The following is a 23,955-nucleotide window of genomic DNA, read 5'->3' as shown; positions in this document are numbered from 1 at the left end:
GAAATTAATGGAAAAACTAGTTTCAGCCTTTCTCTTGCTAGTTACTCAAATATCCCCTTCCTCAACAAAACTTGCCATTAAATCATTCAGCGTCAAATTTTTCTTTTCTTCGTTAGCGACATCCCGCACGATTTGTCCGTCATGCAGGGCAACCAGGCGGTTGCCGTATTTTAAAGCATCTTCCATGCTGTGCGTAATCATCAGGCAGGTCAATTTTCGTTCTGTCACAATTTGATTCGTTTTTGCCAATAAATCCTTGCTGGCCTTGGGATCCAAGGCTGCAGTATGTTCATCCAGCAATAAGATGTCGGGGTGGTTCAGCGTCGCCATTAAAAAGCTCAGGGTTTGCCGCTGCCCACCGGAGAGATGTTCCGTTGGGGTATCCAATTTTTTCGTCAAAGAATTTCCCATCAGGTCTGTCATCTTTTTTAATTCCGGTCTATGCGCCGCCAACCTACGGAAACGCAAACCACGCTTTTTACCACGTTTATTGGCCAGCAAAAGATTTTCCGCCACTGTCATTCTGGGTGAAGTGCCCATTTTCGGATCCTGGAAAACACGGCTGATAAACTGCGTTCTTTTTTCAACCGACAGGTGGGTTATCTCCTGGCCCTCATGGAAAAGTGCCCCGGAATCAGGCTCAATTATACCTGCAATCGTGTTAAAAAGGGTCGATTTACCGGCACCATTTGAGCCAACGACGGTGATAAAATCACCCTGATTAACAACCAGATTAAGATCACGCAAAATTTTCGTTTCATTAGGTGTATTGCGGTTAACCACTGTATTGACATTTTTTAATTCTAAAACTGCTTCGTTATTTTTCATGATTAGATAGTCCTTTATGCACAATCCTGTCTAGTTTCAACGCATGCCGCAAAGTCGGCAGCATCAGGCACAATGCCAAGATAATTGCTGAAATCAAATTCAAGTCGTTGGTCGAAAAACCAAGCTGCAAAACAATCAGCAAAACAAAACGGTAAATGATACTGCCCAAAATCACGGCCACTAGCCGCTCATTCAAAGTTAAGTAGCCAAACACCACTTCACCAATAATGATGGATGCAAGTGCAATCACGATTATCCCGATCCCCATATTGGCATCGGCATAGCCATTGCTCTGGGCAATCAAGGCTCCGTCTAGGCCAACCAACCCGTTGGAAAGCATCAGGCCGAGGATCGTCATCTTGTCAGTATGAATTCCCAGTGAACGCGCCATGATTTCGTTATCACCGGTAACGATGAAGGCTTGCCCCAGGTCCGTCTGTAAAAACAAGGCAATTAAAAGAGCAATAACAATGACGGCAATACCGCCGATAACCACACCGTCAAAATAGCGCGGCAGTGTTTGAAAGATTTTGGCAGAAAAGAAAGTCTTTTTGCCCAGCAGCGATACATTGGAACCACCCATAATACGTAAATTAACCGATAAACAAGCTGTCATCACTAAAATTCCGGCAAGTAAAATGGGAATTTTACCCTTGGTGTAAAGCAGGCCTGTGATCAGACCACCGGCTGCCCCGCCTAAAAAACTCAGAATAGTTGCCACAAGCGGGGAAACACCGTTAACAATTGCGGTCACAGCAATTGCCGCGCCCAAGGGAAAAGTGCCTTCCACCGTCATATCTGGAAAATTTAAAATCCGGAATGTCAGGAACAAGGCAATTCCCAAAATAGCCCATAATAAACCCTGACCAATACTTGATGTAATTAAGTTCATTTGATGATCCTCCCGCTTTTTTCTGCCTGTTGCATAATCTGCCGCGGAATCTTGATGTGCAATTTCCGCATTTCTTGCAGATTCACGATGTAGTAACCTTTCGTGACATGTTCCACCGGATAAGTTGCCGTTTTTCTCCCCCTCAAAACATTGGCCGCCATGATACCGGCAATCCGGCCCTGTTCACGCTGGTTAATCGCATAAGAGGCTAAGCCGCCATCAGGAACCATCGTTTCTGCACAAGGGAAAACGGGAATATTTTCTTTATTGGCAACATTAGCCAAGGTTTTCATTGCCGACGCCACATTATTGTCTTGCGGGGCGTAAACGGCATCTACTTGCGTCACCATCTGGCTGGCAACCTGCTGCAAGTCGTTGGTATTGGAAATTGTATACATTTTGGGAGTCAAACCCGCCTTTTTCACCACTTGATAAAAGGCACGGGCATTAGCCTGCCCACCATGATCCGATGAGGTATAAATAATCCCGATCTTCTTGGCATGGGGCATTACCAGCCGAATTAGTGCCAATTGTTTTTCCACCGGATTGATGCCCGACGAACCGGTGACATTGGCCCCCGGTCGTTGCTCGGTTTTAACCAGACCGCTGGTTGCCGGTGTGGAAATTCCCGCTAAAATTACCGGTGTGGTTTTCGTTGCACTGTTAACAAGTGACTGTGCTGCAGGAGTTGCAATCCCCACCAGTAATTTGTCCTTATTTGCCAGCTGCTGCGACATTGTCTTCAGGTTGCTCTGGTCGCCTTGGGCATTTAAAAAATCAATTTTCAGATTTTTGCCCTCAGTAAAGCCCCCTTCTTTAAGTCCATCAACTACTCCCTGATGAATTTGGTCTAAAGCAGGGTGAGTAATTAGTTGCAAAATTCCCACCCGAACAACTTTTTCCTTCTGCGTCTGTTGATTGTCGTTTTGCGGGTGCTCAGTGAACAAAGCAAAACCCAAAAATGCAACAATTGCGCTAATAAACGCGATCATTCGTTTCATTTTTCTCTCCTTAAAAAATATTTTTGGGCTAAGCTGCAACAAAAAAGGCAAACCAGCGAACTCTGGTCTGCCCAATTAGACGCAAAGCCTGCTGCATGTTTTCCATGCAAACAAACTTTGTCAATGAAAAAAGTAGTCAGCACGGACACAAACTGTTTGCCAGATCGTATCCGTCAATGACAAGATTACGATCAATCATGCTGGCTTTGCCAAGTTAAATTTAGTAAGTTTAACGATTGCATCATAATTTTCCTTTCTTTAACTAAATTTCATTTGTCTTACTTTAATATCATTTTTAATTAATGTCAAGCACAAATTTAAAAATTTTAACCAGCAAAGGCTTGAAACGTTCAAAAGACAAAGATAAAATTATCAAAAATAAAATGTTAGTTGCTTAATTTAAGAAGGTTAATCATGATCAGAACCGCAACAATTGCAGACTGTCCTGCTATCCAAAAAATTAATCAGGAGGAGCTTAGCTACGACTATCCGGTTGATAAAACCGAGGGCAGCCTCAAGCAGATTTTAAATGCGTCTACCCACTACCTGCTGGTTTACGTAAATGATCAAACTAGCCAAGTTGAAGGCTACGTGCATGCCGAGCTTTTCTTAGAAACATATTTTTCACCAATGTTTGATATTCTCGCTCTGGCTGTTGCTAAAGATGCGCAGCAAAAAGGCATCGGCAGCCAATTGATGACTCAAATTGAAGAAAAGGCAAAAAGTCTAGGCGTCGACAGCGTCAGGTTAAACTCAGGTGAGGAACGCACGGGTGCTCACCGTTTTTACGAAAAAATCGGTTATACATGCACCAAAAAGCAAAAACGCTTTTTCAAGAAATTAAGATAAAATTAATAAAAGCTTGAATTAAATTTCTAAAGCCCGTATACTTTCTTTATCATATTAAAATCATTTGAATGAATGGAGGTTTCAAGATGATTGGCTGTAGCAGTTTTACAATGGAAACAAAAGACAAAAAACATTTTTTGTCACGAACAATGGACTTTATGATGGAGATGGCCGAACAAGTCGTCTTCACACCAAAGAACAAGACTTTTGCAGTTTCGTATAATGATGCGCAAGAAATTACCAGCAAGCACGCCTTTATTGGCTTAGGCGTTATTCAGGATACCGACAACGCCCCCGTTACTTTTGACGGTGTCAACGATGCAGGTGTGATGGGTGCTACTCTGTATTTCCCACGCTATGCAAGTTACCACGAAAAGGCAGAGGCCGGAACCGTTGCCGTTTCACCTGATAAAATCATCTCCGTAATTTTGGCTCAAGCCGAATCGTTAGCCGAAATTGAAGAATTATTTACAAAACAAATCACAATTGTTAATGAAGCTAGTCCGTCGCTGAAGGTCGTTTCACCGCTGCACTTCATTTTTTCCGATGCTTCTGGTGCAAGCGTGATTGTTGAACCACAGGAAGACGGCGTGCACATCATCAAAAATTCCGTCGGCGTCATGACCAACAGTCCTGACTATCACTGGCACGAAACTAATTTGCGTAATTATTTATGTGTTACTCCGAAGCAGCATGATGATGTCGAATTCTTAGGCAAAACCTTAACACCCTTCAGTCAAGGATCAGGAACTTTCGGCCTGCCGGGTGACTATACACCGGTATCACGTTTTGTCAGAACCGCTTTCATGAAGAACAATGTTGAGCAAGCAAAAGACGAAATTGCCGGTGTGAGTCTTGCCCACCACATTTTGGAATCGGTCAGCATCCCGCGCGGAATTGTGGTTACGCCAGATAAAACTTTCGATTACACTTGTTACCAAGCTTATATGTGTGCCGAATCAAGAAGCTATTACTACTCAACTTACGGCAACCAGCGTATCAGATGTGTCCGGTTGACACCAGAACTAGAAAAAGAAACGGATTACCGTGAATTCAAGGTTAATCCGCAAGAAGATATTGAATACCAAAATTAAAATTTTTAAAAAATAAAGCGTAAAGAATCTATCCACCAAAAAGGCCATGTTGTGAAAAGCATGGTCTTTTTACGGGCAAAAAAGCTTGGCTATACTAGATATAAACTTGGATAAAGCTAATATTTATAAAACTAAAGATAAAAAATAAGCGTCGGCATCACCAACGCTTATTTTTGTCTTAATCATTAAGCTTCTGCAATATACTTCCCAGCTAACCGGCCAAAGGTCAGGGCATGACTAGCTGTTAAGCCCGGCACATGATCCGGATATGATCCCCAGAAGAAGCCACCAGAACAATTTCCTGCGGCATACAGGCCAGCAATTACCTCCCCTTGCTTATTAAGCACCTGCATCTTGCTGTTTACACGTAAACCATCAAGTGTCGCAAGCAGCCGGCCACCAACAATTGCTCCATAATACGGAGCCTCTGTAACTGGCTCTAAACGATAACTTTCCTTACCGAAATCATCGTCTTTATCAGCTGCAACCATTTCGTTATACCGTGTTACACTATTTTGTAAGTTTACAACAGGCAGGCCCAGCTTTTCGGCAAGTTCCTTAATTGTATCGGCTTTTTGCACCAAACCTTCGCTTAAGCGATCATTGACTTCCTTGCGCGCCTCATCACCGGTGAAAATTCCCGGAAAGCCTAAGCGTGAGCACCCAAGAGTATGGTACTTCCTGAGATTTTCATCGGACATCGTCTTTTCAGTCCAAATCATCGCACTCAGATAACCCGGCTGCTTGGAAGCGGCATTCATCTGGAACTGGTACGGGGCACTTTCATTAAAGAACCGTTCACCATTAAGATTTACTTTCAGCATTGGGTATGAGCCAAGCCACAAATAGCCAGGATCATCCGGCGGTGTCAGGTCAACCTCATAGAAATCATCTGTGTTAGTAGCCGTCGGCACAGCACCACGGTTAAACACGATTGATGCCGGTTCCTCATCTTTGGCAGCGCCAACTTCCATTGCTGCCACAATTCCCGAACCATCATCTCTTTGACTGTCAGTGTAAACATTCGTCTTTAGGCCTAACGGATTCCATTTTTGCATCAACGCTTTATTGGAACCGTAACCGCCAGTACACAAAATAACACCCTTTGTTGCCTTAACGGTCGTCATCTTATTGGTCTTCACATCTTTAACATTAACACCAACAACCCGGCCATTTTCAACAATTAGCTTCTCTAACTTAGTCCGCCAGGCAAATTCGGCGCCAAGTTCCTCGGCCTTGGCAATTACCCAATCACCATAGCCCATTTGCCAATATTTGCCATCCGGTGCCGTCACTTCATTTCCTGTAGGAAAAGCCCGATTGCGCTCAGTCTCATAATAAGCATCTGGGGTAGCTTGAATATAAGCACCATGAGGACGTAAGATTTCATCATCAAGCCAGTCCATCATCTCCGAACTATTATCAGCCCAAATATTTAACAGGTTTTGATCAACATTGCCCTGATTAAACGTTGACAAAAAATTAACCAGCTCATTACGGTCAACGCTAACCCCAGCCTTTGTTTGCGCCTTGCTATGAAGAGCCGCAATTGTCTCACGGTATAAATAGCCTGCACTTCCAGCCTTGTCAATCACTAATACCTTGGCGCCTTTTTCAGCAGCAGCAGCAGCGGCCATTCCACCGGCATTGCTTGCACCAACAACAATCACTTCATACTCGTTATTTTTCATTACGTTCCCCCTAATTACTCTTTACTTCAAAATGATGCTTGGAAATTACCACTATCAAAACAATAATTAAAACCGTAATAACCGCAAAAAAGATATAAACCGCATTAAAACCGCCAAACTTTTCAGCAATCATATTATTTACAGGCATTGCAAAGGCCCCGATCAAAAATGCAATTGAATTAACATAAGAAAAACCTTTGGCAAAGGCACGTTTACCCAAAACAGCCGTAGCAATAGTCGTAATGCCCGTTCCTAAATAAACATAGAAGATATCATTAACCCCTGCACTAAAAATTGCCAAATTAGCTGAATGAGTATTAGTTGCAACAATTAATAAAACATAAGAAACAACAGAAATTGCCATCCAGACCAAGCTTGCCTTTTCAGCACCGTACTTATCACAGGTGGATCCTACTAGCGGGTTCAAGAAAATATCAAATAGCATTGCGGCGGTAACCATAAAACCGCCAACCGCAGCATTAAACCCAGTAGTTGCAGCATAAGTTGGAAACATTTGATTCAAAACTGCCGGAAACTGTAACAAAATGACAATTGCCAGCAATAACCAAAATGTGGCTGACTTGAATAATTCATTATTGGAAACCTGCTTAACTTCTTCATCTTCTTGGGCCTGCTCCTGCACTTCGCCGTAGCCATATGGCTTGCGGCCCTCTTGTTCGGGTGAAAAATCAACCCCAAACAACGCACAGGGAATGCTTAATACAGCTACAATAATCGCCAAAATAGTCAGGCTTTGCTCCCAGCCGTACTTATTAATTAATACCGATAAAATTGGGCTCATGATCCCCTGAAAAACCGAGGTTATTGCCCAACACAATCCGATTGCAAAGCCAGCTTTCCTAGAAAACCAATTGTCTAGCAAAATTCCCACAGGGGTAAAAGACATAAATGAAATTGCAACCCCGATGACAATGGCAATCAAGAAAAACATCCAAACGTTCGTAAAATGCGGCATCAAAAATAGACTTGCGGCAACCGCCAAACTGGCTACAGCAAATAATATCCGATTATTAACCTTAGCCAAGATTTTAGGCACATTTGGTGTCATCACTGCCATCGCCAGTACCAAAACTGTATAGTAATAAGACAGCGTTGAGATCTCTGTATGCAGAGATTGACTCAATGGGGCCAAAAATGAGCCCATTAAAACCATGCTTGAGCCAAGACATGCTGCCGAAATCAATCCCATGCAGAACATAACTACCCAAGGCCTAATATTCCTTTTTTGCTTACTCATAACATAACTCCATTCTCAATTATTAAATTCATCTTGATAATACACTGTTAACAGCGGTAAGATTAACTAAATAGCGAATAGCATTATGCCAAAAAGGAATTATAAAATGAATTCTACCCAAATAAATTGTTTTTTATCTTTAGCTAAAACACTCAATTTCACCAAATCGGCCAACAACATGTATCTCTCACAATCCACGGTATCCAAAAATATCAAAAATCTGGAAAAAGAGTTGCACGTTACCCTATTTGAACGCAGGTACCACAAAATTTATCTAACAGAAAAAGGCAAAATTTTTTATAATCAGATGCTATTATCTGTTTCAGAAATCAATGATACAATCCAGAGCATTCAGCAAAATCGGAATATCGAGCGTCTTAAAATAAAAATGGGTTACACTGATTTACCATTTGAGAAGAAGTGGCTGCCAACGGCGCTACGGTTAATTAATACCAAAACTAAACTGGCATTAGTCCCAGCTTTTGTTGATCCGGGACATGAGAATAACATCAGCAAGCTGATCAGCGATGGGACAATTGACCTCATGATTATGCAAAAAGACATTATTAGCAAAAAAACGGAAACACAATATTTTGAAATTTTACAAAAAGGCTTTTCTGTCGTGGTTCTGCAAGGTGATGCTTTATATATTAAACGCAGCATCAATTTTGATGATCTTGTAGGAAGAAATATTTATTTATGGAACGGAAATGATAATTTTCCCGCAATTGAAAGTTTGAAATTCAGCATTAGGAGTAGTAATAAAGACATTAACTTTGAAGAAGTAACCGATTCTTCTATTTTAATTGCCTATGTTCGAGCAAAGATGGGCATTGGGATTGTGCCTAGCATTTTATACAATAAAGATGATTCCGATCTGCGTTACATTCCGTTAAGTACCTCGCAAAAGTTGTCTTACGGTATTCTTTCCTCAACCAAGTCAGATAAAAGAAAGGCAATCAATGTCATAAACAAGTACATTGCACAAGCAATCAACATTTCCAAAACGCAGTGGTAACATAAATAACAAAATAAGTGCTGGTATCACCAACGCTTATTTTGTTTTAATAAATCATGCTCTAATATATACTAAATACAATCCGTTAACCTTAATGTTTTTATAATTACACTGTTCTAAAACTTGTATTCTACACCAATCTTTTTAGCCTTAGCCTGATCAACAATCTTACCGGCAACCATAATATCCAGCGCAGCAGTGCCAACCGTTTTGAAAATTGTAATGTCATCTTCATTTTGGCGGCCTGCAATATCACCGTTAACCAACTGACCTAATTCACCCGTATACTGTGCCTTATCAACATAGCCAGACTTCAGCGGTGAAATAAAATCACCGGCTTCTGCAAGCACGCCATCCATCATATCAAAGATTATCGGCTTAGCAATCTTGATCAGCTCTTTAGGTATCTCACACATTTCCGGCGTGTAAGCACCGATCCCGTTAACATGCGCACCCGGTTTAATCCATTCTGCCGCAAAAGTTGGTTTTCGAGAAGTCGTTACCGTTGTGATAATATCCGCACCTTCAACACACTCTTTGCTTGTTTTCTTAGCCAAAACTTTGACAGCAAACTTCTTGGCCATGGCAGCAGCAAATTCAGTTGCCCGTTCAAAATTAATGTCAAAAATCCGCACTTCTTCGATTTTTCTAACCGTTAACATTGCTTCTAACTGTGAAGCGGCCTGGCCGCCAGTACCAATCAGTGCAGCAATTTTGGCATCTTTGCGGGCTAACAGATCGGTAGCAGCTCCTTGAACGGCTCCAGTGCGCAGCTGCGTCAAATATGTTCCGTCCAAACAAGCGGAAACAATTCCCGTTTCTGGATTCAAAACAACCATTGTTGCCGGCACACTCGGCAGACCATGCTTAATATTTTCGGGATAAACAGACACAATTTTTACGCCTAACGTTCCGTGCCTATCATCAACATAGGCCGGCATGTAGAGGCTCTGTCCATGATACTTAGGAATATCAATATTTGTCCGCAAAGGTACCGAAGCTGCGCCCATGGAATACAACGATAGGGCCTCTTTATCGGCAGCAATCGCATCCTTCATCGTAAAACTTTTTTCAATATCTTGTTTATTTAAAAGTAACATCTATTCTCTCCTGCTTCATTAACTTTGGTGCTTAAATTGGCCAGCAAGCATTGAATAAGCACTGTATAACAACACAAAAATAACCAGCCATTTTAGCATATAAACATTTAAGGCCTTAACAATAAACACCGCCACAAGTACACCTAATACCCCAAAAACAGAGGCAAACAGGGTAATTCTTCGACTGTAATCCCCGTATTTAATAAACTGCACACTGCCAATTGGAAGCGAAAAAGCACACGCGCCCATCATAATCGGAAAAGCAGCCGCCGGATTCAATCCTAAAAGATAAACTGTTACCATTGTTAACGAAAACGAGCCAATGCCAATATTATTCAACGCACCATACAAAAACATTAAAAAACCAGCCAAAATAAGTTTACCACCATAAAGTTCTGTGGCAGTGCCATTGGTAGGTATCCATTTCATTTGCCCCGCAAAAATTAAGAAAGCGGCAATAATCAGACCAATACCTACAAAAATTTTGATAGTTTTTTCCGGCAGCTTGACGACAAAGCGCGGTCCAATATATGCCCCAATGATCTGGCAAATGATGCACACCACTAATGTTTTTATCCCCACACTTATTGCGGTAATATAGAATAATGTCATTGCTGATACCGGAATCGCACACTGCGCATTCAAAGTCCCCGGCAATTTTTTTATGCTTACCCATTTAAAATGCGAGTATATTGCCGTTCCGATAGCAAAATCTGAAATGCCAAAGGTTGATAAAAAGAAAATCAGGAAAGACGTAAACGGTAAAGCATAATTATTTCCTGGATCTGCTTGAAATTCAGCTTTATTTTTGACTAAATCGCGTACAAAATAAAACAAAAAATACCCATCAATTAGCACAATTAGTGCCAAAATAATATTTTTGGTCATAAGATTTCCTCTCCAAATTATCAAATTCAAAACACTAAGTAATTTTAGTATTTATTTACCTCATTAGTTTTCAAATTTTTAAAGCAACTGTCTGTTACAAAAATTTGAATTGCCGGTTTTGTAGTTAGTTTTTTCATCGGTCCAGCAGTTTGTTTTGAATGAACTTAAAAATCCACCGCACATGAACACTCTTGCTCTCAGCTAATTCCAACTATGATATAGCAAATTCACATCAATCAATTATTACCTATCTATGCTGGGTACACAAATAAAAAAGCCTAGTTACACTATCTTAACTAGGCTCTCACATTTAAATCAATAATAACAATTTAATTCGGCTCAATAACTAAATTAAAATCTTTATGACTTCCAGCCGGAAGAATTGTATTCCCTAACTTTTTATACCAATCTACTGGCTTACCAGCTTTATCAGGTAACCCGGCAAATGGTTCTATACAAATAAATGGGGCACATTTCTTTTCAGGACTCCACAAAGTTAAATAAGGAAAATCAGCAATATTAAGTTTTAATATTTTTTCACCATTTTTCCGCTTAAGCACAGCGTACTTTACACCATGAGCATCTAAAATAACCAAACCATCATCTAAAAAGGAATAACTTAGAGGAATAGTCTGTCCCTGTGCACCATCAAGAATATCAATATTACCATTTCGCAGGGGAGCAGGATCAATACCATAATAAGCAATAGGAGTGTCATTTCCCACTAAAGTTAACTCATAATTACTAAGATCATCAGCAATATTCCATCCGGGATGGAAGCCGAATGCAAATGGCATACTATAAAAATCAACATTTTCAATTGTAAATTCAGCTTTTAAACCTATTTGTGTTAACTCATAAGTTACTTGAATCACATAATTAAAAGGAAAATTCTCCTTAGTTTTAGAAGTTGCATGTTGTTGCAATACAACTTTTGTATCGCCATATTTATGTATTTCATCAAATGGATAATCTCTAGCAAAACCATGCTGTTTCATACTATAACACTTGTCTTTGATAAAATACTTATCTTCGTTAGAACCGCCAATCGCAGGAAAAAGAAGTGGTGCATGACGTTTCCAAATAGTTCCATCTGGATCATTCCATATTAAATCTTGATTAGTTTCTTTATTGATAAAATGCGTTATCTCTGCACCAAGCTCATTTATTTCTACCATATATTTCTTATTTTCAATTTTAATCAACAATATCACCTATCTTTTAATAATTATTCATTCTTAACAAATTCATTAATGACAAAAGGCAGCAAATTTCTCATTCATCTGTGAAATTTGTTCAAACTTATTATACTAAAATTGTATCATTAAACATAATAAAACTTCGAAATTAATTTCCATAATTCGAAGTCTATATTAGTATTCAATTTCCAAATCTTGTTAATTAATATCCCTTACTCCAATTAAAGAACGTTAATTATTTTAAAGATCTGTAAAAGCCCTATGCAAATAATTACAATACCTAATATCAAATATAGCCAATCATAAACACCGCTTCTTTTTTTAGTCATTAAACTTGTAACAACCAATAAAATACCAACAGCCAAAGTAATGAAATTATTTACACTCATCTTTTTCAACTGCTTTCTATCTTAAAATACCTAGCCAGTATCCTAAAATACCAACACCGAATAAAACGAAGATCAGCAGAATTGGACTTACACGTTTCTTCAATAGGTACATCATTAATAAAGTCATACCTAATGCTGCCAGGCCCGGACATAATTGATCCAAAATATTTTGCACTGTCGTAATGGTTGTCTTTCCAGCAACAGTCGTCTTTGAGATAACAACCGGAATATTAATGGTTGTCCATTTGTTAACTAAAACTCCCATAACGAAAAGTCCCAGAATTGTTGCACCCTCTGTTAATTTTTTCAGTAAATTGCCGGAAAGATCTTGGACCAGCGACATCCCTCGATCAAGACCAATTTTTAATCCATACCATTTAAATGCTAAACGGATTAAGTTAAACACTACAAAAAAGACAATCGGACCCAGCCATGAACCCTGTAAAGCAAGCGTTGCACCCAATGCGGCTAAGATTGGTCTTAAAGTTCCCCACATTACGGGATCACCAACCCCGCAAAGAGGCCCCATTAACCCAACTTTTAAACTATTGATTGTTTCAACATTGATATCCTCACCCTGAGCCTTAGCCTGCTCCAACGCACTTGTCATTCCGACAACAGGGCCACAAAAACCAGGTGTAACATTAAAGAAAGTATTGTGTCTCTTCAAAGCAGCTGCTTGATCTTTTTTATTTTTATAAACTCGTCTAATAGTTGGTATCATGTCAACACAAAACGCTAAGGCATGAATTCTCTCATAATTAAACGAAGCCTGTTGAAAGTTTTCAAATACAAAAGTTTGAAAGATATCCTTTTTAGTTAACTTGTTTTCAATTTTTTTGTTACTCATCGCTCTCACCTAATCTCTAATCATCCAGTTCATCTTCAGCCAATTCGGCATCTGAACTCGTTTCAGTAACTGCAGCTTGTGTCTTCTTCTCGCTAAATTGAGGATCTAATTGTACGTACACTAAAGCTAGAATCAATCCGACAACACCAAATGCAAGCAGGCTGAGCTTCAGATAGCCACTAAGTACAAAACCTAAATAAAAGAATGGCATTAAATACTTTACGTACATCATATTTAAAATCATTGCATAACCAACAGTTACAATAAAGCCACCGGCTACTGCTAAACCACCAGTTACGACTTTAGGCAGAGCATTCAAAGCTGTTTGCACCATTGCAGGACTGACAAAAATTGCAACTAACGTTGTTGGGATTGATACACGGAATGCTTGAACAATTAAAGCAGAAAAATGCAGCCACTCAATTCCTCTAAAGTTAGCTTTCTCCACTTCCTTATCAGATGCATGCTGAAAGGCAACTGCAATCGTACGGGCAAAAACAGTTAAGACCTGACCGGCAGCGGCAACTGGTAAAGCAATCGCAATTCCTTTATCAATACTTTGGTGCCCAATAATTACCAAAATAGTAGAAATTGTGCTGGCAAGAGCCGAATCGGGTGACTGAGCCGCCCCAACATTCATCCATCCTAATGCAATTAACTCTAGCGTTCCTCCAAGAACAAGGCCTTTCACTGGATCCCCTAAAATTAATCCCATGACCGAACAAGCAATCAATGGCCTGTGTGTTTGCCATTCATCTAGAACACTTCCACAACCAACTATTGATGACCAAATAAATACTAATATAATTTGTAAAGTTGACATAATTTTACCTCTATCATTATTTACTAAATTTTTGATCTATTAGTTTTAGTATGTCTTTTTTAGAGTCATCAGCTAAAACCCGCAAATCAAGCTCAATTCCCAATTTATCAAGTTCTCTAAATGCCTGTGCGTCTTTTTCAGTCAGTGAAATTGCTTTGGTAATCTGCGTCTTACCTTCGCCAAAGCTCATTCCGCCAATGTTAATTGACTTTAGCGGGACCCCGCCCTTAACCAACTCCAAGACTTCTGTCGGATTAGTAAACAGGTAAAAAACTGTATCTTTTTCATATTTAGGATTGTTGTAAACTGCAATTGCTTTGGGAACATCAACAATATTAACTTTCATTCCTGCCGGTGCAGCCTGCTTAAGCAGCTTCTTACGAATATCGTCATGATAAACTTCTTCACTTACTACAATAATTCGTTTTGCATCAGCCATTTTTGACCATACGGTCGCAACCTGACCGTGGATTAAGCGGTCATCAATTCTTGCAAACTTAATAATCATTAAAAATCATCTTCCTTTTCTGCCTTATTCAATTCATCACTTAACACCTTGGTATAACTTGATGAATCCTGTAAAATCGTTGCAGCTATTTCTTCAACAGATTTAGTAGTCATATTAGTAACAATATCTAACAATATCGGCAATGACATACCGGCTATAACATCTTTGACTTCGCCTTTTAAAGCTAACTCAGCTGCCGCATTGTACGGTGTTCCCGAAAAAAGATCAGTAACTACTAATATTTCTTGTGGATCGACCCCTACAATTGCATTCTGAATTTTTTTATTTACGTCTTTAAGGCCTTCTCCGGGTAAAAACGTTAGCGGCAAAACATCATCAGCCTTGCCAAAAATCATTTCAATTGCCTCTTTGAAAGCAATCCCGGTTTTGCCATGTCCAATTAAAACTATCTTCATAACTAACCTCTGGATTTGCCACCGGCTACATTAATCGTTACACCAGTGATATAACTAGCCCTGTTCGATAATAGATAATTTACTAGATCAGCAACCTCAGATAGCTTGCCGCTGCGACCCATTGGTGTAGTTGATGTACTGGAATAACCTTTGCGTAATTCATCAACTGTAATATTTCTTGTGTATGCAAGAGCATTCTCATATGATGGTGTTCTAAGACCCGTTGCTTCCAAAATACCAGGCGCAACACCAACTACACGAATATTAAATTTGCCAAGCTCTTTTGCCCACGAACGTGTAAAGCCGTTAATTGCACCCTTCGTAGCAGAATAAACACTCTGGCCCTGTGAACCTTCAAGACCAGCTTCAGACGACATATTAACAATTACACCAACTTTATTTTTAACAAGTTCCTTAGCAACTGCCTGTGACATCAAATATACACTTTGAACGTTGACAGCAAACATTTTTTGAAATTCATTCAAATGAATTGTATATTGGCTATCAGGTTCCTTAACATCAACAAGTAACCTAGGTAAATTAATGCCTGCATTGTTAACTAACCCATCAATTTTTCCAAATTTGCTTTTAGCAGTATTGACTACATTTGCCACATCTTCAGGTGAAGATACGTCGCATTTTACAGAAAGCAAATTTTCATTTTCAATTGCTAACGGGTTCAAATCCGCATTTACAACTTGTGCACCGTTGTCAAGCAGCTCCTGAATAATTGCTTTTCCGATACCTGAAGAGCCCCCAGTTACAATGTAAGTTTTTCCATGTAATTTAATCCAATCCTGCATATTTCTTTCTCCTATTCTATTAAATAAATTTTGTGAATTATAATTTGTTGTTTTTTGCTAGCGCTTTCTTCACTTATTAAATATAATGATTTTAAGGAAATAGTCAATCCGTAAACACGTATTTTCACAAATGTGATTTGCTTGTTAAAAAATTAACGATGGAAACTTGAGGTACATATTATGGAAAAAAATTTAATCAATCAGCTAATTTCAGTTGCCGAATTATATTATTTAAACGGCAACACCCAAAAAGAAATTGCTGATAAAGTTCACATTCATCGAAGCGAAATTAGCCGAATGCTTAAGGAAGCCCGTAAATTAGGACTAGTAAAAATTTCAATTAATCGACCAAATAATAATTTGGAAGGATTACAAAAATTTTTTATTAAAAGATTTGGTTTGAAAGATGCACTGATCATTCCGGAAAACACAGATGATCTAAACTTAAAAACGCTAGGAAATTTTGCTGCTAACTATCTAGAAAAAAATATCCAAAGTAATTTCACGATCGGCATCTCATGGGGAAGAACACTAGCTCATACTTTTCAAGCGATGCCTTCCAAAAGCACCCGGCACGGAATTACAGTAGTGCCTTTGATTGGCGGCCCAACAGGAATCTTAAAAAATGACTACCAGTCAAATCATTTAGTATATACCTTAGGAGAAAAGTTAAATGCTAAGTGTGAGACATTAAACTGCCCTGCGATCGTCAGTTCTGAAAAAATAAAGAATGAGCTAACCGCCAATCCGAATAATCAGGTTGTTTTTAATTATTGGAAAAATCTTGATTGTGCAATTGTCGGTATCGGCAGCAGCCTTATCACCGACTTATCCCAATGGAAAGAATTCTACAAAAATTCAAATTTTAATAACATCTTTAAAAAGACTAACACAGTTGGCGACATACTTTCTCAGCCTTTTACAGCTGAAGGCAAAATTATTAATTCATCGCAATATCATGTTATTGGAATGAATTTAGCGGAAGTTAAAAAAGTACCACAAGTAATTGGAATTGCCTGCGGTAAGAACAAGATCAAATCCATATTGGGTGCTTTAAATACCGGTGTTTTAGACGTTTTGATCACAACAGATATTACTGCTCTAGGTGTTAAAGATCTCTGTAATTGAAATCACATATGTGAATATTGCACCGAAAGCATTGAAATCTAAGCCTATCTTTACTATTATCATTTGTGGAGCTAGCGTTTTCTCAAAACATTTAAAAGTAACAAGGAGTTCAAAAATGGTTTTAAGCAAAGCTTTACGAATCTATGGTAAAGAAAAGATGAAGATCGACGATGTGGAGTTGCCTGAAATTAAAGACAACGAAATTTTAGCCGAAGTAGTTTCTGATTCAATGTGTATGTCATCTTGGAAACTGGCAAAAGAAGGAGAAGACCACAAAAAAACACCAGATAATTTGGCTGAAAATCCCGTGATGATTGGTCATGAATTTTCAGGAAAAATTTTAAAAGTCGGTGCAAAATGGAGTGATAAATATCATGCTGGCCAAAACTTTGTTGTTCAGCCTAATCTGGCTCGTGACGATACCCCATTTGTCCCCGGCTACTCATACCCATATATCGGCGGTGATGCCACCAAAATTATCATCCCTGATGAGGTAATGGAATTAGGCTGTTTAATTCCGTTTGAGGGTGATTCTTATTATGAAGGTTCACTGTGCGAGCCGGTAAGCTGTGTCATTGCTGCATTCGATGCGCAATTCCACTTGATTCCACATACTTATGAACCAAAAATGGGAATCAAGGAAAACGGCAACATGTTAATTGTCGGTGGTACGGGGCCAATGGGACTTTTGGCTATTGACTATGCTATCCATGCTGATGTTAAGCCAAAGAAATTGGTTGTTACCGACATTGACCAAGAAAAACTTGCTCGGGCTAAAAAATTATATCCTTCAGATGAAGTGGACATTGAGTTTGTCAACACTAAAGGGCTATCAGTTGAAGAGCAAGAAAAATTATTAAGAGAAAAAACAAACGGCACAGGCTATGATGATTTATTCTTAATGATCAGTGTTGCCCCATTAGCAGAAATGGCTGGCCGCTTAATGAATCCTGACGGCTGCCTTAACCAATTTGCTGGACCGGTGAACAAGGATTTTTCTGCTAAGCTTAACTTGTACGACGTGCACTACAACTTTACTCATCTTGTTGGTACTTCAGGTGGTAATGCAAAGAACGAAATTAAAGCGGCAAAATTAATCGCTGAACACAGATTAAATGTTGCTAAAGTTATTACCCATGTTTTGGGATTAAATGCGGCAGCGGAAACCACGTTATCACAGCCAGAGATCGGTGGCGGTAAGAAAGTTATTTATACACACCAAAAATTTGACCGGATTGAATTGGCAAAAGTTGATCCTAAAACTGAGTTGGGCAAAATTTTAGCTAAACATGATGGTTTATGGTCACATGAAGCAGAACAATGGATTCTAAACAATGAGCCAAAGATCTAATTGAATCTTGCTGTTGATTAAAAATTGAATAAGTTAAAAGGCACTTTGACAATGAAGTGCCTTTTTTATTGCCAATCATCCCTTTCAAGCGACCATTTATCCAAAAATCATAGCAATTGCAGCGAAAAAAATTTATATTTAAATCATTCACAGAAAGAAGGAAACAAGATGATCGTCAACTTTAACTTGAGTGAAAAGTTTAAAATTCCGTTCATTTCCATCAATGCCGCAAAAAAGACGCCATCATTAGAAAAAATGGCGTCATCAATTAAGCAGATGGTCAACAATCAACAGATTAAGGCATACAGGAATGGTCGAGAGAAAATCATTCCTCTTTATCAAGTCAGCAGGTTTTACACGCAAGATAAATATGTCGTTTGTGAAGTGCAAGGAGAAATTTATCGCGTGCACAAGCGAATATACGAATTGAGCAAAAATTTGCCAGCAAAAAATTTCGTTCAAATCTCTAGTGCTGAGTTAGTCAACATGGCCGAAATCGCCAATTTGGCACTGACCAAAACCGGAATTTACCAAGTTAATCTCACTAATGGTGAAACAACCTATACGTCAAGAAGATACGTGAAAAAAATACGGGAGGCGTTTTTAAAATGAAAAACAGTAAAAAAATTTTAGTTCAAGGAGCTGCAGCCATGCCGATCGGTGTTACTGTCGGGATCATAATCGCATTATTCTTCGATTTACTCTACAAGTTACCGGACTTCTATCCGTCATCACCAAGATTTACGTCACATTTTCCCAGCCTAACAGTTGCTACTCTGGTTGCGGCAGTCTTATGGGCACTGATGGGCTTTGTCTTTGGGGCTACGGCAATTATTTTTGATCAAGAAAAGTGGAGCATTACCAAACAGACTGTAATTCATTTTCTAGTGACGTTCATTTGTTTTACCGCGCTGGCAATTTTGGCAGGCTGGTTTCCGTTAAATGCAGAATGGCTAACATTTTACACAATTATTTTTATCATCATTTATGTCATCATGTGGTCCATTTCGATGAAAAGTGCTAAAAGAAAAATCGCTAAAATCAACCAAGCAATTCAGGCAAGTAAAAAATAACTTTGCTCAGCAATTTTGTATTATCTAAGCTTTATTTATGACAACAAATTACTATGTAAAGTAAGCAAAAACTTTCAATAAAAAAAGTGTCTGGGAAAAAACTCAAATCAAAAAGGAATGTTAGAATAACAAACTAACATTCCTTTTTTGATACAATCTTTTGTCTAGATTACACAACAAAAAGTTACAAAATTTAAAGATATTTACAATAACATTCGACTTTAATAATTGCTCTTAAACAATATTTTTCAAAAGCATAGTTTTTTCCCAGACGCTAAAGATTTTAAATACGTTAAGCAATTCCCAAAAAGGCCAATCCTAAACTCAAAATGATTACTAATATCATTAAAAGTGTAAAGTTCATATTCTTTTTTGATAATAAGTAAAAACAGCCTAAGGTTAATAATAATGGAATTAAACCTTGAAAGATTTGGTCGAGAATACCTTGCAGTTTTAGAACTTGACCTCCACCTAAATGGAAGACCATTTTTGCTTTGAAAGATACTAAACTACTAGTCATTCCACCTAACATAATTAATCCTAGAGTACTAGCTGCTTTCGTTAAAACATTCATCATTCCAGATTCATACATTTCTTCAATGTATTGCGAGCCAACAGAGAAACCCAATTGTCCTAATTCCCATCTACACCAAATTGAAGGTATGTTATAAACCAACAAGAAAATAATCGGTGCTAAAAAATTGCCTTGAGCTCCTAAAGTCATTGCAATACCCGCTGCAACCACACGCAAGATCCCCCAGAATAATGTATCACCGATACCGGAGAATGGCCCCATCAAACTAGCTTTGGTAGCGTTAATGCTGTCGACGTCAAAATCTGGGTTTTTGCTTGCTTGCTTTTCCATTGAAGCAACTAGTCCCATAATAAAGGTGCCCACATTCTGTGTTGCATTATACCAGACTATACTTCTTTTTAAAGCATCTTTCTTTTTCTCTGGCTGATCTTTATAGTAATAATTAATAAATGGAAGAACAGAATAGCAAAAACCACTACCGCCTTGAATTCCATAATTAAATGGTGCAAAAACTGTAAAAGAATGCCAAAACATCGATTTTAAAAGTTTTTGATCGGTTTTTGAAATTTTTTTGTCACTCATGATAAAAAGTCCTCCTCTTCACTCTTACTTGAATTTACTTCTGTATCAGAATCTACCTGCTTATTCTTTTTTCCGAGCTTTAAAATGTCACTATCTAAAAAGGCAATTGACAGGGCAATTGTTAAGCCAATAATTGCAAGCGCAATTAAAGGTAATTTCATATATTCAACCATTACAAAGCCAAATAAATAGAAAATTGCTAATTTGTTCGACCAAACCATTTTTAATAGCATTGCAAATCCAACTGCTGGTAATAGACCGCCAGTCAGACCAAGGCCATTTTGAACAAAGGGTGGTAAGTTCTTGACAAAAATTGACACTGGCTTAACACCAATAACAATAGTTACAAAAACAGCAACTGCAAAAATTAAGTATTTAAAGAGCCACGCGAGATAATGGACTCGAACAATCTTTTTATCATTGCCTTCTTCAGCTGCCTTATTCCAAATTGGAACAAAGAATGAACATAAAGCATCTGCACCAACTTCAAGCAAACCGCCTAACAATCCCAATGGTATTGCTAAAGCTACAACTACTGAATTAGATGCTGAACCGCTAACAATTGCAAAAGTTACTGCTAATGTAGTTGCCATAGACGGATTTAACGAAACAGCACCACCAACATTTACTGCACCAATAAAAACAGCTTCTAGAGAAGTCCCTAAAATAATACCTGTTTGCAAATCTCCCAAAAGAAGACCAACGACAGGACCAACCACTATTGGCTGATCTGCCATATTTTGCCCTAACAGCCAGTCCCCGCCAAAACAAAGAAATTCTGCTAGTGCAGCTAACAATCCTGTAACAACAATTGACATGTAACTCAGATCCTTTCTAATCAGCAGCTTTCAAAATATCATCAAATTTTTTAGCCTGATCCTCAGGAACAACTTGATGAACAGTATTAATTCCTGAAGCAACGATATCTTTAGCAGCATTTAATTCGGCTTCACTCAAAACTAAACTAGAGCCTAACTTCTTTTTCTTTGAATTATCAATACCATCGAACCTTCCCGAATTTGCAATATTAACTCGAGAAATGAGTTTTCCTAAACTCTTAACTAATGTATTTGCATCAGCAACTGACGAAACAATAACCATCATATCTATCTGCTGTGCCTTTTCATTTGCGAACAATGAAATTGTATCTTCAACTGAACGAATCAGTACTTTAATGCCTGTTGGCACAGCCATTTTTAACGTCATCTGCTGCATTTTATTTGCGCTTGCTTTGTCGTTGGCAACTACAATATGCGAAACATGCAAAGCTTTTGGCCAGGTCAAAGCTATTTGCCCATGAATAAGTCTATCGTCTACTCTAACTTCTTTAATCATATTAATTTCCTTCTTTTTATAATATCTATTTAAGTATACTATTTATTCAAGAAAATCTTCCTCATTATTTTCTGAACTCTCCTGTAATTCGACCAAAGAAAGACTATTTTTAGCTTCATCAATCATTTTTAAAATTCTGTCCTTAGTAATCGGATTCGTTGACAACACACATTGCAAAACAATAGGTAAATTTACTCCGGTCACTAATAAAAAATCATACTTTGCCTTATATTGCGTTATTTTTTGGTTTACACTGCCACCGTAGATATCAGTAAAAACAACATAACTTTCTTTATTATCGAAATCTGAAAAGAATTCATCTACTTCTTTAGTCCAATCTGAATCGTCCACATAAGCATCAATGTAACGTATATCTTTTACATTACCCACCAAAAACTTGCAACTATTGACAATTCCTTGAGCCATTGTACTATGAGTAGCTATTAAAATTTTTGTCATTAAGAACCTCTTTCCAATCAGGCCTTATTTTCTGAACCAAAGATTGAAATCTTTTCCTTCAGATCATTTTTAACTAAGTCAATTATTTTCATATCAACATCGTAAAGAAATGTTTGGTCTGTTCTTTCATTTAAATATTTTTTTAAACCATTAACAACATTAAATGACATTACTGAATAATAATTGATTTTTGTAATACCATTTTCGACTGATTTACGATATTCTTCCGTTGACAGTCCAGAGGCGCCATGCATAACCAGTGGCACAGGTACTGCTTCAGAAATCTCCTTTAAGCGCTTAAAATTCAAATTAGGCTTTTCACGATAGACCCCGTGCACCGTACCGAATGAAACTGCCATTGCATCAACATTTGTACTTTCATAAAATTTTTTAGCATCGGCAACTGTTGTATAATTATCGTCTAAATGATTATAATCTGGCTTTCCCTCACCGGTATCTGTGGTCATTACACCTATTTCGCCTTCAACAGTTGCATTCACGTCATGTGCATACTCAACAACTTTGCGTGTTGCTTCAATATTTTCTTCAATTGGCTTTGTAGAGAAGTCCAACATAACTGATGAGAATCCCATATTCAATGCTCTAATTGCCGTCTTAATATCTACACCGTGATCTAAGTGAACCACAACTGGTACCTTGGCATTTTGGGCTAAATAAATAGCCTCTTTACCAGCTTGCTCTAATGAAATGTACGGAAAATGCGATTCTGCAACTTGTAATACAACAGGTGCATTTTCCTCTTCCGCAGCTGCAACTATTCCCCTTGCAGTACTGAAATCTGTATAATTAAATGCGCCAACCGCATACCGGTTCTTCTTAGCATCCCTCAACACTTCATTCAAATTTACCATGGTCATAATAAATTCCTCCTTAACCATTATCTTTATATTTGTTATCGCTTTCATGTTAAAATAAAGAAAACATCGTGTAAATACATGGCGCAAATTGCTGTCAATAATCTTTTTTTGACTTTTTTCAAGCAATTTTTGATTATTTTTGCGCAGGAGGTAAAAATGCTTAATTTACGACAAAAGAAAATTTTAGAAATTTTGAATGATAAAAAAGTAGCCCGAGTTAATTCTTTAGCTGAAAAACTACATTACAGCTCTAGCACAATCAGAAGAGATTTAAGTGAGTTGGGCAAAGAAAATTTAGTCCAAAGAATACCTGGTGGAGCAATATTAATTGATGAAGTTAAAAATGAAGCACCGCAAAGTTTTAAAGAAAACATTCATAAAAAAGAAAAAGAATATATTGGAAACCTAGCAATAAATTTCATTCAAGAGCATAATTCAATTTTTCTAGATGGCAGCAGCTCCAGTTATTTTTTCGCTAAATTATTATGCATATTTAAAAATTTAACAATCATTACCTCCAACCTACGAACTGCCTTATACCTAAAAGAAAATTCATCTAATACCATTTTCTCTCTCGGAGGAAAAGTCGAAGATGTCTTTTGTAATGGTACTTTTACACAAAAAAATGCTTTAAATTTTTATGTCGATCTTGCTGTGGTTTCATGCCGTGGTATAACGGAAAATGGCACATCTGATCATATTGAAGATGAAACTGTACTAAAGCAAGCTATGCAAAAAAATGCCAGAAAAACTATGGTTTTAGCAGACCATTTTAAATTCGACCAAAATTTTTTATATTTAGGGTTAGACTTAAGTCAAATCGATATTGTAGTCACTGATCAAAAACCAAGAGATGAATACATCAGCCTTTTTAAAGCCAACAATATTACTTTAGCTCATTAACTTAATATATAGTAATAGTATAAAATTATAAATTATCGTTACTATTCACGGAATCCTCATTTACCTGTAACTTATCCTGTTTTTAAGCTCGACTGCTTTCTTAT

The 23,955-nt window shown here is 38.0% G+C and carries 26 protein-coding genes; 8 read left to right on the top strand and 18 right to left on the bottom strand.

The features are described 5' to 3' along the window. Positions 1 to 45: 45 nt before the first annotated feature. The 3 genes from PT285_RS01465 to trpX are packed head-to-tail and all read right to left on the bottom strand — an operon-like array spanning position 46 to position 2,721. Positions 46 to 828, bottom strand: coding sequence for an ABC transporter ATP-binding protein (locus tag PT285_RS01465; RefSeq protein WP_277147289.1), 783 nt, complete (start codon positions 826 to 828; stop codon positions 46 to 48). Further along, positions 818 to 1,720 (bottom strand): ABC transporter permease, encoded by a 903-nt coding sequence (locus tag PT285_RS01460; protein WP_277147287.1) that lies wholly within the window; start codon positions 1,718 to 1,720, stop codon positions 818 to 820. Before PT285_RS01460 ends, PT285_RS01465 begins: the two co-directional genes overlap by 11 nt. After that, positions 1,717 to 2,721, bottom strand: coding sequence for a tryptophan ABC transporter substrate-binding protein (gene trpX, locus PT285_RS01455; RefSeq protein WP_277147286.1), 1,005 nt, complete (start codon positions 2,719 to 2,721; stop codon positions 1,717 to 1,719). The genes PT285_RS01460 and trpX overlap by 4 nt, the downstream gene beginning before the upstream one ends. Before the next feature lie 414 nt (positions 2,722 to 3,135). Between trpX and PT285_RS01450 the strand changes: the two genes are divergently transcribed. Next, positions 3,136 to 3,570 (top strand): GNAT family N-acetyltransferase, encoded by a 435-nt coding sequence (locus PT285_RS01450; RefSeq protein WP_277147284.1) that lies wholly within the window; start codon positions 3,136 to 3,138, stop codon positions 3,568 to 3,570. A gap of 68 nt (positions 3,571 to 3,638) precedes the next feature. After that, a complete protein-coding gene (locus PT285_RS01445) occupies positions 3,639 to 4,664 on the top strand; it encodes a choloylglycine hydrolase family protein (protein WP_308203009.1) in 1,026 nt (341 codons plus the stop codon). A gap of 185 nt (positions 4,665 to 4,849) precedes the next feature. Here PT285_RS01445 and PT285_RS01440 read toward each other — a convergent pair whose 3' ends face one another. Next, positions 4,850 to 6,355, bottom strand: a complete 1,506-nt coding sequence (locus PT285_RS01440; protein WP_277147280.1) for an FAD-binding protein — start codon at positions 6,353 to 6,355, stop codon at positions 4,850 to 4,852. A gap of 10 nt (positions 6,356 to 6,365) precedes the next feature. Beyond that, on the bottom strand, positions 6,366 to 7,613 hold the full coding sequence (locus tag PT285_RS01435) for an MFS transporter (protein ID WP_277147277.1): 1,248 nt from the start codon (positions 7,611 to 7,613) through the stop codon (positions 6,366 to 6,368). Between the two features lie 106 nt (positions 7,614 to 7,719). Between PT285_RS01435 and PT285_RS01430 the strand changes: the two genes are divergently transcribed. Further along, complete coding sequence (locus PT285_RS01430) at positions 7,720 to 8,631, top strand: LysR family transcriptional regulator (protein WP_277147276.1); 912 nt, start codon at positions 7,720 to 7,722, stop codon at positions 8,629 to 8,631. A gap of 116 nt (positions 8,632 to 8,747) precedes the next feature. Here PT285_RS01430 and PT285_RS01425 read toward each other — a convergent pair whose 3' ends face one another. The 8 genes from PT285_RS01425 to PT285_RS01390 all read right to left on the bottom strand — a co-directional run bounded on the left by PT285_RS01425 (position 8,748) and on the right by PT285_RS01390 (position 15,607). Then, positions 8,748 to 9,731 (bottom strand): ornithine cyclodeaminase family protein, encoded by a 984-nt coding sequence (locus tag PT285_RS01425; RefSeq protein WP_277147274.1) that lies wholly within the window; start codon positions 9,729 to 9,731, stop codon positions 8,748 to 8,750. Positions 9,732 to 9,749: 18 nt separating this feature from the next. After that, the gene (locus PT285_RS01420) at positions 9,750 to 10,619 is read right to left on the bottom strand and encodes a sulfite exporter TauE/SafE family protein (protein ID WP_277147272.1); all 870 of its coding nucleotides are present in this window, start codon (positions 10,617 to 10,619) and stop codon (positions 9,750 to 9,752) included. Positions 10,620 to 10,948: 329 nt separating this feature from the next. Next, positions 10,949 to 11,824: an aldose 1-epimerase family protein gene (locus tag PT285_RS01415; RefSeq protein ID WP_277147270.1), complete on the bottom strand. Its 876-nt coding sequence runs from the start codon at positions 11,822 to 11,824 to the stop codon at positions 10,949 to 10,951. A gap of 399 nt (positions 11,825 to 12,223) precedes the next feature. Further along, entirely contained in the window at positions 12,224 to 13,057 is an 834-nt protein-coding gene (locus PT285_RS01410) for a PTS system mannose/fructose/sorbose family transporter subunit IID (protein ID WP_277147268.1), read from the bottom strand. A gap of 16 nt (positions 13,058 to 13,073) precedes the next feature. Next, positions 13,074 to 13,880, bottom strand: a complete 807-nt coding sequence (locus tag PT285_RS01405) for a PTS mannose/fructose/sorbose transporter subunit IIC (protein ID WP_277147266.1) — start codon at positions 13,878 to 13,880, stop codon at positions 13,074 to 13,076. Between the two features lie 16 nt (positions 13,881 to 13,896). Further along, the gene (locus PT285_RS01400; protein WP_277147264.1) at positions 13,897 to 14,388 is read right to left on the bottom strand and encodes a mannose/fructose/sorbose PTS transporter subunit IIB; all 492 of its coding nucleotides are present in this window, start codon (positions 14,386 to 14,388) and stop codon (positions 13,897 to 13,899) included. After that, positions 14,388 to 14,804 (bottom strand): PTS sugar transporter subunit IIA, encoded by a 417-nt coding sequence (locus PT285_RS01395; protein ID WP_277147262.1) that lies wholly within the window; start codon positions 14,802 to 14,804, stop codon positions 14,388 to 14,390. The genes PT285_RS01400 and PT285_RS01395 overlap by 1 nt, the downstream gene beginning before the upstream one ends. Before the next feature lie 2 nt (positions 14,805 to 14,806). Further along, on the bottom strand, positions 14,807 to 15,607 hold the full coding sequence (locus PT285_RS01390; protein WP_277147260.1) for an SDR family oxidoreductase: 801 nt from the start codon (positions 15,605 to 15,607) through the stop codon (positions 14,807 to 14,809). 180 nt (positions 15,608 to 15,787) lie between these two features. On the opposite strand from PT285_RS01390, the gene PT285_RS01385 reads away from it, so the two are divergent. From PT285_RS01385 to PT285_RS01370, 4 genes are all read left to right on the top strand, one after another. Beyond that, a complete protein-coding gene (locus tag PT285_RS01385; RefSeq protein ID WP_277147258.1) occupies positions 15,788 to 16,735 on the top strand; it encodes a sugar-binding transcriptional regulator in 948 nt (315 codons plus the stop codon). A gap of 115 nt (positions 16,736 to 16,850) precedes the next feature. Beyond that, a complete protein-coding gene (locus tag PT285_RS01380; protein WP_277147256.1) occupies positions 16,851 to 18,086 on the top strand; it encodes a zinc-binding dehydrogenase in 1,236 nt (411 codons plus the stop codon). A gap of 168 nt (positions 18,087 to 18,254) precedes the next feature. Then, positions 18,255 to 18,698, top strand: coding sequence for a LytTR family DNA-binding domain-containing protein (locus PT285_RS01375; protein WP_277147254.1), 444 nt, complete (start codon positions 18,255 to 18,257; stop codon positions 18,696 to 18,698). Beyond that, positions 18,695 to 19,159, top strand: coding sequence for a DUF3021 domain-containing protein (locus tag PT285_RS01370; RefSeq protein ID WP_277147252.1), 465 nt, complete (start codon positions 18,695 to 18,697; stop codon positions 19,157 to 19,159). Before PT285_RS01375 ends, PT285_RS01370 begins: the two co-directional genes overlap by 4 nt. A gap of 292 nt (positions 19,160 to 19,451) precedes the next feature. Here the strand turns inward: PT285_RS01370 and PT285_RS01365 are convergent, their stop codons facing one another. The 5 genes from PT285_RS01365 to PT285_RS01345 are packed head-to-tail and all read right to left on the bottom strand — an operon-like array spanning position 19,452 to position 22,948. After that, positions 19,452 to 20,279: a PTS system mannose/fructose/sorbose family transporter subunit IID gene (locus PT285_RS01365; RefSeq protein WP_277150570.1), complete on the bottom strand. Its 828-nt coding sequence runs from the start codon at positions 20,277 to 20,279 to the stop codon at positions 19,452 to 19,454. Further along, complete coding sequence (locus PT285_RS01360; protein WP_277147249.1) at positions 20,273 to 21,094, bottom strand: PTS sugar transporter subunit IIC; 822 nt, start codon at positions 21,092 to 21,094, stop codon at positions 20,273 to 20,275. The genes PT285_RS01365 and PT285_RS01360 overlap by 7 nt, the downstream gene beginning before the upstream one ends. A 16-nt stretch (positions 21,095 to 21,110) precedes the next feature. Then, a complete protein-coding gene (locus PT285_RS01355) occupies positions 21,111 to 21,611 on the bottom strand; it encodes a PTS sugar transporter subunit IIB (protein WP_277147248.1) in 501 nt (166 codons plus the stop codon). A gap of 42 nt (positions 21,612 to 21,653) precedes the next feature. Next, positions 21,654 to 22,070, bottom strand: a complete 417-nt coding sequence (locus PT285_RS01350) for a PTS sugar transporter subunit IIA (RefSeq protein WP_277147246.1) — start codon at positions 22,068 to 22,070, stop codon at positions 21,654 to 21,656. 17 nt (positions 22,071 to 22,087) lie between these two features. Beyond that, positions 22,088 to 22,948, bottom strand: a complete 861-nt coding sequence (locus PT285_RS01345) for a class II fructose-bisphosphate aldolase (RefSeq protein ID WP_277147244.1) — start codon at positions 22,946 to 22,948, stop codon at positions 22,088 to 22,090. A gap of 156 nt (positions 22,949 to 23,104) precedes the next feature. On the opposite strand from PT285_RS01345, the gene PT285_RS01340 reads away from it, so the two are divergent. Continuing rightward, positions 23,105 to 23,851: a DeoR/GlpR family DNA-binding transcription regulator gene (locus tag PT285_RS01340; RefSeq protein WP_277147242.1), complete on the top strand. Its 747-nt coding sequence runs from the start codon at positions 23,105 to 23,107 to the stop codon at positions 23,849 to 23,851. Positions 23,852 to 23,955 lie beyond the last annotated feature (104 nt).

Source organism: Lactobacillus sp. ESL0791 (assembly GCF_029433255.1).
Lineage (GTDB): Bacteria > Bacillota > Bacilli > Lactobacillales > Lactobacillaceae > Lactobacillus.
Note: the sequence above shows the minus strand (reverse complement) of the source record. Positions and strands in the feature narration are given on the sequence as shown.

Excerpts from the sequence above, each read along its gene's own strand:
- trpX (WP_277147286.1), bottom strand. The coding sequence starts at position 2,721 with ATGAAACGAATGATCGCGTTTATTAGCGCAATTGTTGCATTTTTGGGT.
- PT285_RS01370 (WP_277147252.1), top strand. The coding sequence starts at position 18,695 with ATGAAAAACAGTAAAAAAATTTTAGTTCAAGGAGCTGCAGCCATGCCG.
- PT285_RS01375 (WP_277147254.1), top strand. The coding sequence starts at position 18,255 with ATGATCGTCAACTTTAACTTGAGTGAAAAGTTTAAAATTCCGTTCATT.
- PT285_RS01445 (WP_308203009.1), top strand. The coding sequence starts at position 3,639 with ATGAATGGAGGTTTCAAGATGATTGGCTGTAGCAGTTTTACAATGGAA.
- PT285_RS01400 (WP_277147264.1), bottom strand. The coding sequence starts at position 14,388 with ATGATTATTAAGTTTGCAAGAATTGATGACCGCTTAATCCACGGTCAG.
- PT285_RS01355 (WP_277147248.1), bottom strand. The coding sequence starts at position 21,611 with ATGATTAAAGAAGTTAGAGTAGACGATAGACTTATTCATGGGCAAATA.
- PT285_RS01405 (WP_277147266.1), bottom strand. The coding sequence starts at position 13,880 with ATGTCAACTTTACAAATTATATTAGTATTTATTTGGTCATCAATAGTT.
- PT285_RS01360 (WP_277147249.1), bottom strand. The coding sequence starts at position 21,094 with ATGTCAATTGTTGTTACAGGATTGTTAGCTGCACTAGCAGAATTTCTT.
- PT285_RS01340 (WP_277147242.1), top strand. The coding sequence starts at position 23,105 with ATGCTTAATTTACGACAAAAGAAAATTTTAGAAATTTTGAATGATAAA.
- PT285_RS01350 (WP_277147246.1), bottom strand. The coding sequence starts at position 22,070 with ATGACAAAAATTTTAATAGCTACTCATAGTACAATGGCTCAAGGAATT.
- PT285_RS01465 (WP_277147289.1), bottom strand. The coding sequence starts at position 828 with ATGAAAAATAACGAAGCAGTTTTAGAATTAAAAAATGTCAATACAGTG.
- PT285_RS01410 (WP_277147268.1), bottom strand. The coding sequence starts at position 13,057 with ATGAGTAACAAAAAAATTGAAAACAAGTTAACTAAAAAGGATATCTTT.
- PT285_RS01395 (WP_277147262.1), bottom strand. The coding sequence starts at position 14,804 with ATGAAGATAGTTTTAATTGGACATGGCAAAACCGGGATTGCTTTCAAA.
- PT285_RS01345 (WP_277147244.1), bottom strand. The coding sequence starts at position 22,948 with ATGACCATGGTAAATTTGAATGAAGTGTTGAGGGATGCTAAGAAGAAC.
- PT285_RS01460 (WP_277147287.1), bottom strand. The coding sequence starts at position 1,720 with ATGAACTTAATTACATCAAGTATTGGTCAGGGTTTATTATGGGCTATT.
- PT285_RS01380 (WP_277147256.1), top strand. The coding sequence starts at position 16,851 with ATGGTTTTAAGCAAAGCTTTACGAATCTATGGTAAAGAAAAGATGAAG.
- PT285_RS01425 (WP_277147274.1), bottom strand. The coding sequence starts at position 9,731 with ATGTTACTTTTAAATAAACAAGATATTGAAAAAAGTTTTACGATGAAG.
- PT285_RS01390 (WP_277147260.1), bottom strand. The coding sequence starts at position 15,607 with ATGCAGGATTGGATTAAATTACATGGAAAAACTTACATTGTAACTGGG.
- PT285_RS01385 (WP_277147258.1), top strand. The coding sequence starts at position 15,788 with ATGGAAAAAAATTTAATCAATCAGCTAATTTCAGTTGCCGAATTATAT.
- PT285_RS01420 (WP_277147272.1), bottom strand. The coding sequence starts at position 10,619 with ATGACCAAAAATATTATTTTGGCACTAATTGTGCTAATTGATGGGTAT.
- PT285_RS01440 (WP_277147280.1), bottom strand. The coding sequence starts at position 6,355 with ATGAAAAATAACGAGTATGAAGTGATTGTTGTTGGTGCAAGCAATGCC.
- PT285_RS01435 (WP_277147277.1), bottom strand. The coding sequence starts at position 7,613 with ATGAGTAAGCAAAAAAGGAATATTAGGCCTTGGGTAGTTATGTTCTGC.
- PT285_RS01430 (WP_277147276.1), top strand. The coding sequence starts at position 7,720 with ATGAATTCTACCCAAATAAATTGTTTTTTATCTTTAGCTAAAACACTC.
- PT285_RS01450 (WP_277147284.1), top strand. The coding sequence starts at position 3,136 with ATGATCAGAACCGCAACAATTGCAGACTGTCCTGCTATCCAAAAAATT.